General features: G+C 69.9%; 8 protein-coding genes and 1 pseudogene. 3 read left to right on the top strand and 6 right to left on the bottom strand.

From position 1 onward, the window contains the following. Positions 1-258, bottom strand: a 258-nt coding sequence (locus MFF54_RS14190; RefSeq protein WP_373321168.1) for a hypothetical protein, incomplete at its 3' end; no start/stop codon positions are given. A gap of 169 nt (positions 259-427) precedes the next feature. Beyond that, the gene (locus MFF54_RS14185) at positions 428-2458 is read right to left on the bottom strand and encodes a hypothetical protein (protein ID WP_238303567.1); all 2031 of its coding nucleotides are present in this window, start codon (positions 2456-2458) and stop codon (positions 428-430) included. Positions 2459-2865: 407 nt separating this feature from the next. On the opposite strand from MFF54_RS14185, the pseudogene MFF54_RS27800 reads away from it, so the two are divergent. The 3 genes and pseudogenes from MFF54_RS27800 to MFF54_RS14175 form a co-directional block, all read left to right on the top strand. After that, positions 2866-3150 (top strand): annotated as a pseudogene (locus tag MFF54_RS27800) (Rha family transcriptional regulator); the annotation flags it as partial. Further along, positions 3092-3655 (top strand): phage antirepressor KilAC domain-containing protein, encoded by a 564-nt coding sequence (locus MFF54_RS27650; protein ID WP_283206281.1) that lies wholly within the window; start codon positions 3092-3094, stop codon positions 3653-3655. The pseudogene MFF54_RS27800 and the gene MFF54_RS27650, both read left to right, overlap by 59 nt. Positions 3656-3788: 133 nt before the next feature. Then, complete coding sequence (locus MFF54_RS14175; RefSeq protein WP_238303565.1) at positions 3789-4382, top strand: hypothetical protein; 594 nt, start codon at positions 3789-3791, stop codon at positions 4380-4382. Positions 4383-4386: 4 nt separating this feature from the next. On the opposite strand, the gene MFF54_RS14170 is transcribed toward MFF54_RS14175, so the two are convergent. Genes MFF54_RS14170 through MFF54_RS14160 form a run of 4 tightly spaced genes read right to left on the bottom strand, consistent with a single transcriptional unit; the run spans position 4387 to position 7216 of the window. Next, complete coding sequence (locus tag MFF54_RS14170) at positions 4387-4767, bottom strand: hypothetical protein (RefSeq protein WP_238303564.1); 381 nt, start codon at positions 4765-4767, stop codon at positions 4387-4389. After that, positions 4737-5354, bottom strand: coding sequence for a L5-gp82 domain-containing phage-derived protein (locus tag MFF54_RS27900; protein ID WP_442412701.1), 618 nt, complete (start codon positions 5352-5354; stop codon positions 4737-4739). Before MFF54_RS27900 ends, MFF54_RS14170 begins: the two co-directional genes overlap by 31 nt. After that, on the bottom strand, positions 5272-5601 hold the full coding sequence (locus MFF54_RS14165) for a hypothetical protein (protein WP_238303563.1): 330 nt from the start codon (positions 5599-5601) through the stop codon (positions 5272-5274). Before MFF54_RS14165 ends, MFF54_RS27900 begins: the two co-directional genes overlap by 83 nt. A 13-nt stretch (positions 5602-5614) precedes the next feature. Further along, positions 5615-7216, bottom strand: coding sequence for an AAA family ATPase (locus MFF54_RS14160; RefSeq protein WP_238303562.1), 1602 nt, complete (start codon positions 7214-7216; stop codon positions 5615-5617). Between the last annotated feature and the right edge of the window lie 15 nt (positions 7217-7231).

Genomic DNA, 7231 nt, shown 5'->3' with positions numbered 1-7231 from the left:
CTTCGCGCGCGCGCGAAGGCGCCCGCGTCGGGACAGGTCGGCGAGGGCTGTCGCGATGGCACGGTCGACAAGCGTCGGCTCAGGGATGCCCTCAGCCCGGCGCCGGGCGCGCTCGGCCCTCTTTCGGTCGGCGGCATCGCGACGCTCTCGGGCCGAGCGCGCCGAACCGGTCTCGGGCGCGCACGGCTCGTCAACGGGGATGTCCTCGGGCATGGCCTCGATGAGGCCGGCGAGCAGAGCGGAAGTTTCGAGGTGCATGGGCGGGATCTCCTCCGACGAGGATGCCACTCCGCCCAGCAAGGCACAGCGCCCAGAACGAAGATGGCCCCCCGTCCGTATGCGGACAGAGGGCCTTCACGATGAGGTGCATCGTCGGCCCGCGAGAGCCTGCCCGCATATTGCCAGGGTACTATGCAATAGGCAACGCCTATCGCACGCGGCGCTCTTTTTTCGCCATGGCCCTAAGCTCCGCCATTCTGGCGTCAGCGTGCCCGAGCTCTACGAGGCTGCGCTTGGCACGTGATTGAGCGATGATGTCCCCGAAGAGTTGGATACGCTCTTCTTTCGTCCTGGGCTCAGGCGGACGCGGCAGGGCCGCGGGGAGCATGCCGGAGGCAGGGGCCAGGGAGACGAGGATAGGCTCTGGAGGGGGCGCAGCGACCACGGGAGGGGCCGGGGGACGCACGGGCGGCGGGACGTCCTCGGGGTCCACCTCGGCGGGCGGGACTGAGACCCGGAGACCGCCGAGGGCCGGGAAAAAGCGAAGGGATGGCCCATGAGATACGGCGGGCTCCGGAGGCGCCTCGGGGGCCACGACAGGCAGGAGGGCCGCTAGGAAGGCAGGGAGGCCGACACGTGGGGCGGAGGGCACCGGACCGGCAGGGGCAGCCACGGGACAGGGAGGGGTCACGGGCGCCGGGAGGGAGACCTCAACAGCTACCGGCAGCGGGGCGGCCACCACAGGAGGCAGGGCCGCCATACGTGGCGGGAGCGGCCTCACCACAGGACGGAAGGCCACCCGCGCCTCCGGCAGGACGGTCTCCACAACGGCGGGCGAGACCCCTACGACCTCCGAAGGAGAGGTCACCACGGGCACCGCGGCAGGGGTGACCACAGGCTCCGCGGGGGCGGTCTCCCTATATCGGATCATTTGGATCGTCTCACCCATAGAATCCCTCCTCGAACCCTTTGTAGGGAATGACGAAATCCGGTCCAGCGTACCCTCCAGAACATCGCTCATGATGCTCTTCAACTCGTCCTTCCGACCCTCCGGTGCAAGGAAGCTGTCGTGAACCGGGAGGGCAGGCAGGCGAGCCTTCTCGCAGGCCTTCAGGACGTCGAGAGCCATGCGGGCATCGATGGCCATAAGGCTGACCCCGGCATCGCTGCCGATGTACCCCGCGATGGTCGGGTTGTGGTCGATGACTTGGTCGATGATGCGCCGGGTCTCGGCCCAGCCGTAGGGCCACACCGGCGAGCCGTCGGCCTTCTTCTGGCGGCCCTTCTCCATCAGGGCGCCGGCCGCAGCGTTCAGCGTCGCGGCGTTAAGGGCGATGTTGAGGGCGAGCTTGCCGACCCAGCGCTCATAGTAGGGGAGCGCGTAGCAGTCGAACTCCGCGGGCATCCGCTCGCCGCGCAGGCCGTAGAGGAGACGCGGATGCAGCGAGGCGTAGTCCTGCTCGATGCAGACCTCGCCGTTGATCAGCAGCTCCAGACGCCGGGCCTTGGGCAGCCCCTCCCAGAATCCCCCGTAGATTCGACCTCCCTGCCTGAAGCCGCCACGGCTGAAAACTCGGTAGAGGTCGATCTGAGGCGTCAGGCGGGCACAGACCCAGGTCTCGACCCCGTCCTTCACCTTCCGAGCGCGGACGTGGTGCGTGGTCCTCTGCCAGTCGTCCGGCGAGGCCGATGCCGAGACGTCGATGGAGAACGAGTTCAGGAATCGGTTGAGACCGCCAATCTCGCGCGTCAGGCGCCGCGTTTCGGGCGTGTCCTCGTAGTCGATGCGGGTGCCGTCCTCGTCCTTCAGGACGAGGGGACAGCGTGAGCCGAGATACTCGACGGGCTGCTCGGCTAGGATCTCGACGAGGCGGTCCGAGGCACGCACGCGGCTCTGCATGCCGTGCGTCAGGTGCGCGCCGGGCTTCGAGCGGATCTCCTCGATCAGGCCGAGGCGCGCGAGCTCGTCCACGCTCTGCAGCACCGACGCGTAGCTATAATCGGTCCCCTCGTAGCGCCCCTGCGCCGCGTAAAAGTCGCGGGAGCGGCTGTAGCTCACGTAGGGGCGGTCGCTGTCGGATGCTAAGGCGAGCGCCGCCAGGATGCTGGCCATGGCGCGGTTGATCTTGGAGCGGGAGAACTTCGGGAGGCCTGCGGCGGCTACGAGGTCGTCGGAGACTCGCCAGTGGAAATCAAGGGCGCGCGCATTTCGCGCCAGGTCATCATCGTGCAGGGGCATGGGGCTCTCGCGGTGGACCGCCGCCCCGGGGCACCTCTGACCCGGGGCGGCGAAACCCCATCGTCGTCCGCCTTTTCGCTTTTATCCAGAGTCACTTAGCCGGCCTCCAAGAACCTCCAAGTTCATCCTGGGCTCGATTGGGTTCCGGGTATCCGGATGGCAGCCGGCAGCCTCAACACGTGCCCCTGTTTTGAAAAGATGCTGCCGGGGTCATCCATTGTGGCTGGACCGCCGTGCGGGGCTCCCAGGTGTCTTCCCGGCGGGTGTGACAAATGCGCATGCGCTGTGGACAAGTTATGCGCCGCCGTGGACAGGGCATCCGATCCTTCAGCGTCAACCCTCCGACTTAGCAGGCAGCCCACCCCGCCGCATAGCTTTTCGAAGCGGTCAAGGCCCCCGTCGTCACTGTCGTCGACGGCACGGCATTCGCCAACAGCCGGGACGTCGCGGCCTACTTCAAGTGGGCGCACAAGAACGTCTTACAGGGCCTGCGTAACACGGAGGAGGTCTGCTCCCCCGAATTCGCCCGGCTGAATTTTCAGCCGGTCTACGTGCAGGGCCACGTGCGAAAGGTCCTCTCCAACTACCGCATGACGAAGGACGGGTTCGCCTTCGCCCTGCTCGGCTTCACGGGTGCGGAGGCGGCCCGGTTCAAGGAAGCCTACATCGCCGAGTTCAACCGCATGGCGGAGGTCTTCGCGAATCGGACCCTGCCGACGGCGCCGCAGCCGGTCGACCCGCTCGCCTTGCTGGACGAACCCCCTCCTGCGCAGCCTCCTCGGCCGGTATGCGGAGAAGGCCGCCGTCGAGAGGCAGGGACGCCTCCTCGCCGAGGCCGCCGTCGAGGCTGCCCGGCCGGCGGTGGACTTCGTCGAGGCCCTCGCGGATTCGGACGGCACGTGGGGGCTACGGGCGGCGGGCAAGGCGCTCCACCAGCCGCCGAACAAGTTCGTGGCCTGGCTGCGCGAGCGCGGCGACCTCTATGACCTGAACGGTGGCCCCGTCGCCAAAGAGGCGCTCGTCAAGCGCGGGCTCCTCACGGTCGCCTGGGAGATGCACGGCGGGAAGCCGCGGCCGACGACCAAGGTCACCGGCAAGGGCGTCGTCCACTACGCCCGCGCGCTCGGCGTCCGCCCGCCGGGGCGCCCGCACAGGGCCTCCTGCCGGGCATCGGCCCCGAGGACACCTAATCGGTAGCCAACCTCGCTTCACTACATTCAGGCCGGTTCCCCTCGGGGCCGGCCCTTTCTCTTGGGCGGCCATGGTGAAACCTGTGGAGAGCACCGCCCGGCGGGATCGCATCCGGCGGGCGGTTCGCCACCTTGGGGGCATGACCCTGCCCGACGCCAAGTGGCTCGACTTCCTCAAGGCCGGCATCCCGACCTTCATCGGGCTCGCCGCCTTCTCTGCCGCGACCCTCTACCTCAACCGCATCGGTGAGCTCCCTATGGAGCTGCCGGCGGTCGCGGCGCTGATCATTGCTGTGGTCGGGCTGCTCTCCGGCTCCCTGGCGGTCGGCCTACTGCTCGGCGCCGGGTACCGCGCCGCCGCCTGGTTCGTGAAGCCGCGCTACGAGGCTCACCTGTACAAGAAGCTGGCGGCCAAAAAGAAGCGGGAGTTCATCAGCTATATCCCGAACCTTAGCGACCGGGAGAGGATGATCTTCGAGCACCTTCTTCACCACAACCAGCGCACGTTCGAGAACACGCCGGACTGCGGGTTCGCATCGATACTCTATTCCCTCGGCTACGTGCAGGTCATCGGCGGGAACCGTCCGGTGGACCATTTCGCCATGCCCTTCGGCATCCCCGACCCGGTCTGGGAGGCGCTGCAGGAGCGGAAGTCAGAGTTCCCGTACCGCCTCGCGAACGCGCCACGGGGGAGGACGGTAGAGACGTCTCCCTGGCGCGTGCCCCGCGTCTGAGGGCTCAGTCCCCCGTGCCGAACTGCGCCGGCCCGCTCGCGCACGGTGTCGGCCCGTACCACGTCAGCGGGGCGCCCTCGCGCAGGTCGACGCACCACCGCCCGAGGGCGCGTCCGTCCCCGCACCAGAGCCCCTGCGCCATCTGCGCGGCTGCCCGGACCCGGCGCCGGGAGACCGCCTTCGTGCGGAGGTCCTGCCGGGTGCAATGGAGGTCCACGACGGAGTGCCCGCGCGCCGGGCTGACGTACATGGCCGTCGTCAGGACGACGTCGCCCCGCCGCTCGGTCGCGCCGAGATACCACGACGGTGCCGACCATGGCCCCTCCTCGGCGGCGGCGGGGGCGACCGTGCCGATCAGCACGAGGAGGGCGACGAGGCTACGCATGGGGGACACTCCGAGGGGTGGGGGACGGCCCAGCACGAGCCGTCGGGGGAGAACCAGACGAGGGCGGCCGCGCTGATCGGGCTGCCGTCCGGGACGGTGAAGGTGCCGGACGCGTACGGGTCGAATCGGACGCGAACCGCCGCGGCGGGGACTGCCTCCGATTCCACAAGGACGCCGCGGGCATGGGCGACGACTTCTCTCTGCATGCGGAGCCTGATGCGGGCGACGCCAGCGGCCGAGACGATGAACCGGACGTCCCGGAGGCAGAGGGCGCCCCGGTGCCCGACGACGCGGCCGCGCTCCCGGACGGACCAGCGTCCACGCGAGAGGCAGCGGTAGACCTCGACCGTCACGGTCGGGGGGCGGCGAGCCGGGCCGCGGCCTCCTGGATCGCGGCCGCGTCGAGGAGATATCCGCGCGCCTGTCTGGGGACGAAGCGACACGTGCGGCCCGGGCGCCACGACCGGCGGATACGCTCCGCCAGGTCGCGGAGCTCCACCGCGGTCACGAGATTTCCTCGGGCTTGCACCAGGGTCCGCCCGGCACGCGGACGACGCAGTCCTCACGGCGGACCGGAGCCGGCGCATGCGGGCGTGGCTCGCGGCGGCGCTCGCGATGCGTCCCCGTCTGCGTCAGGGCGCGGGCGACGCGGCTCGCATCGGCGAGGGCGGCCTCCGCATCCATCTCCCCGGTGGCCACTCGTGCCTCTAAGTCGGTGACGTAGAGAACGCCCTCCGTCAGGAGGCGGGCGTCGCCGGCGCCACGGTCGAGGGCTCGACGGAGCAGCGTGAGATTCGTGCGGAGCATCGTCTGGGGGGTGGGGGTCTGCAGCATGTCGGCCTCCCCCTCAGTTCCGGGCAGCCAGATGCTCGCGCGAGGCGAGCACAGTCTCGACGAGCCTCCGCACGAGCCGGACACTGCCCCCCTCCGTGAAGTGGGCCTCGACAAGCTCGGCCTCCTCGCCGTCGAGGTCGGGGAGCCACAGGGCGTCCTGGCCGCGCTCGGTGCGGATCTCCGCCATGACGCCGCGCAGCAGCACGGGGACGTCCTCGCGCCGGGGGGCGGACATCGAGTAGACGCGGAACCGGTCGAGCAGCGCGGGGTGCGTCTTCCGCAGGCCCGAGACGTCGTTGGCGGTGGCGATGTAGCTAACGCCGCTGAGGTCGACGGGGCACTCGACGTAGGCGTCGAAGTGGCGGCGGGCGTCGTCTGTCAGTAGGGGCAAAATCCCGTCGAGCAATGACCCGTTCTGCGTGCCGCTTCCGACCTTGTCGAGCTCGTCGAGTACGATGAGAGCCGAGGCCGCCAGCAGCCGCTTGAGCAGTTGCAGCGGAATCGACGCCCGCCCTGTTGACCACTGGCGCGACGTGGAGAGGAACGACGCGTCTGCTGCCCCGGCCGCGCCATAGACCTGGCAGCCGAGACCCAGGACCTCCGCGATCCGGCGCGCAAGCCTGGTCTTCCCGGAGCCCGGCGGGCCGACGAGGAGGACGGGCCGCACGTAAACGTGGGGCCGCCCCGCGAGGTCGCGCAGGACCGCGTCGACGATGCCCTCGGCATAGGGGAACTCCGCGACGAGCTCGGCCCGCGCCACCGCGAGGTCGCCCACGCGGGCGAGCGGCCATCTCCGGCCCGCGAACGGGGCCCACTCGGCCCGGGGCGTCGACGAGCTCGACGAGCCCGGCTTGTCGCCATTCTTGGCCGTCCCGGGCAGGTGCTCTGTAGACGCGAGCACCATGAGGGACGGGCCGTCCTCGACGACCGCCTTCCGCGCCTCGACGATGGCCTGAACGTGCGACGGGAGCGGCTTAGCCGCCTTCGGCTTGGGCGTGAGACCCCGGAGGGCGTCGGCCCCGATCTCGGCCCAGGCTCCCACGACGTCGTACGGGGGGCCGCCCGGGAGGCACGTGCCGACGCGCCACGTCTGGCCCGCCGACATCGACGCGCCGACGCCGGCGTGGAGCAGGCGCTCCTCGCCGGGCCCATAGGATCTGGCGTAATGCCAGACGACCGACTGCAGCGCGGAGATGGCGTCCTCGTTGCCGAAGGCGGAGGAGTGGAAGCAAAGGCGGTCGCGGAGCGCGCCGAGGTCGTCGTCCTCGCCGTCGTAGAGCTCAAGTTCTTGTTCGATGTTCCTGCGCTGATCGAGCAGGCGGGCCATCTCCCGCCATGCTGTGTGCAGGCGGATGGCCAGCCAGCCGTCGGCGTACTTGGACTGCCGCCCGAGGCGGTCCGAGACCGAGCGCCAGACTGACGTGACGACGGCGGCCCACTCTCGGCTTCCGCCGCACGCGAGGAGAAGCTGGTCGTGCTCGCCCGTCACGAGCTCGGGATATCGGCCTGCCAGGGCAGCGTAGACGTCGCGCTGGGGAGAGCCGCCGTAGGGGGCCTCGCCGAGCAGGAGCGCGCGCACGTCCGTGGCGCGCCCGAAGGGGGCGTTGCGTCGCATGGGTGTCCATCCTCC

Origin of the sequence: Methylobacterium gregans (genome assembly GCF_022179245.1) — a bacterium.
GTDB classification, from domain to species: Bacteria; Pseudomonadota; Alphaproteobacteria; order Rhizobiales; family Beijerinckiaceae; genus Methylobacterium; species Methylobacterium gregans.
The sequence above is the reverse complement of the archived record's forward strand: the minus strand, read 5'-3'. Positions and strand labels throughout refer to the sequence as shown.